Source organism: Acidovorax sp. HMWF018 (assembly GCF_003061035.1).
GTDB classification, from domain to species: Bacteria; Pseudomonadota; Gammaproteobacteria; order Burkholderiales; family Burkholderiaceae_C; genus Acidovorax; species Acidovorax delafieldii.
The window spans coordinates 1-1987 of the sequence record NZ_QAIM01000646.1; the positions used below are offsets into that span (position 1 = coordinate 1).

Sequence of the window (1987 nt, forward strand, 5' to 3'; positions counted from 1 at the left end):
GCGGCAAGCGAGCGCTCAACCTTCCTTGGCCGAACGTGTTTCGAGGCCCAAAACTCGTGCCATACTTGGCCTCATGCGGTTGAATTTCCTATCCGTCGAGACCCTCACATCCAGCGCCTGCATGACAAGCCACCCTCCGACCAGCAAGCCACCGGCACACCCTGCTATCAGACAGGCGGCCTTGGCCGGCAGGCCCCACTCCTTGGAATGACTGATGTCGATGCCCACCGCAGAGGCGCCCACCACCCGGCGCGCCCTGTCTACTACCGGGCTGTACGACACGAGGAATTTCTTGCCTGACAGCAGCGAGTATCCGTAGTAGCTTTCACCGGACAGCAACTTCCGGTAGGCCGGGTGGGATGGATCAAGCGTCACCCCCACGGCGCGGTTGCCGTGTTCGTCCCTGACGGTGGTTGAAATGCGCACCAACGCATCCCCATTGCGAATGAAGATGGACGCCGCCTGCCCGGTCTTCTCATTAAATGCATCCAGCGCCCGGTGTTCGAGGTTGAGGCTGCGTTCACCATTCATCAGCACAGGGGTCAGGTGCTCCCCGACCTGCACGTGCCTGTCATGGTCGATGGAGAAGGACGGCGCATGGCGTCCCATCAAATCCTTCTGAAGCTTAGCGATCAGGCTTTTGCGCGAGCGAATCCAGGACATAGGCGACTCTTCATTACATGGCACGGTTCTTGGTATCGGCGGGCTCATCAGGGCATCCGTGCAAGCTTGTTGGACCCACCTCTAGAACCTGCAACAAAGGCTACGCTCGGGCATGGGCCAACGCTGGTCCATGAAGAACAACGCGTTGGCCCAGGAAAGACACAGCCCCGAGCACACAGTGCATCAAGCTCAGTGCAAGGCCCCTGGCTCACACATTGATGAAAACGGACTTGGTTTCCAGATAAGCGTCCAGAGCGGCGCGCCCCATATCGCGGCCAATGCCCGACTGCTTGTAGCCGCCGAAAGGCATGCCGGGGTCGAGCATGCTGTGGCAGTTGACCCATACCGAGCCGGCCTGCAGCTTGGGGATCAGCCGGTGCACCTGCGACAGGTTGTTCGACCAGATGCTGGCGCCCAGGCCGAAGGGTGAGTCGTTGGCCCAGGCCGCGACCTCGTCCAGGTCGTCGTAGGGCATGGCCACCAGCACCGGGCCGAAGATTTCCTCGCGCACCACGCGGTGCTCGGGGCGTACGCTGGCCAGCACGGTGGGCTGCACGAAGTAGCCTCGCTCTCCGGCCCTGCCTCCTCCGGCCAGAACTTCGGCGCCCTGCGAACGGCCAATGTCGATGTAGCCGCAGACGCGATCCATCTGTTCCTGCGACACCAATGGTCCCATCTGTGCGGCCGGGTCCAGCCCGTGGCCCAGCGTGAGTTGGCGCGCGTGGTCTGCCACGTCGGCCACTACTCGGTCGAACATCTTCTTTTGCACGTACAGGCGCGAGCCAGCGCAGCAGACTTGGCCGTGGTTGAAGAAAATCGCGTTGGCCGCGCCCGCCGCAGCTGTGGCCGGGTCACAGTCGTCGAGCACGATCACCGGCGATTTGCCGCCCAGCTCCAGGGTGAAGCGGGTCATGTGGTCCACGCAGGCATGGCCAATCAGCTTGCCCACTTCGGTAGAGCCGGTAAAGCTGACCTTGTTGACCAGCGGGTGCGAAACCAGCGGCGCGCCGGTGCCCGGGCCGTCGCCGGTGACCACGTTGAACACGCCGGGCGGAAAGCCCGCTTCCTGGGTCAGTTCCGCCAACATCAACGCGGTCAGCGGCGTCTGCTCGGCGGGTTTGAGCACCACCGTGCATCCGGCGGCCAGCGCGGGGCCGAGCTTCCAGATGGCGACCAGCAGCGGAAAGTTCCAAGGGACAACAGCGGCCACCACGCCCACGGGCTCGCGCCGGGTGTACGCCACCATTTGCGCCTGCAGCGCAAACGGCACCGAGTGTTCGTGGGTCGAGCCCTCGATCTTGGTGGCCCAGCCGGCCATGTAGCG

At 63.6% G+C, this 1987-nt stretch carries 2 protein-coding genes; both read right to left on the reverse strand.

Annotated features, from left to right (window positions below; all coding sequences use genetic code 11):
* Positions 1-15: 15 nt before the first annotated feature.
* On the reverse strand, positions 16-663 hold the full coding sequence (locus DBR23_RS27095; protein ID WP_158276501.1) for a Cache 3/Cache 2 fusion domain-containing protein: 648 nt from the start codon (positions 661-663) through the stop codon (positions 16-18).
* A gap of 208 nt (positions 664-871) precedes the next feature.
* Positions 872-1987: aldehyde dehydrogenase (locus DBR23_RS27100; protein ID WP_108500134.1), on the reverse strand; the 1116-nt coding region annotated here is incomplete at its 5' end.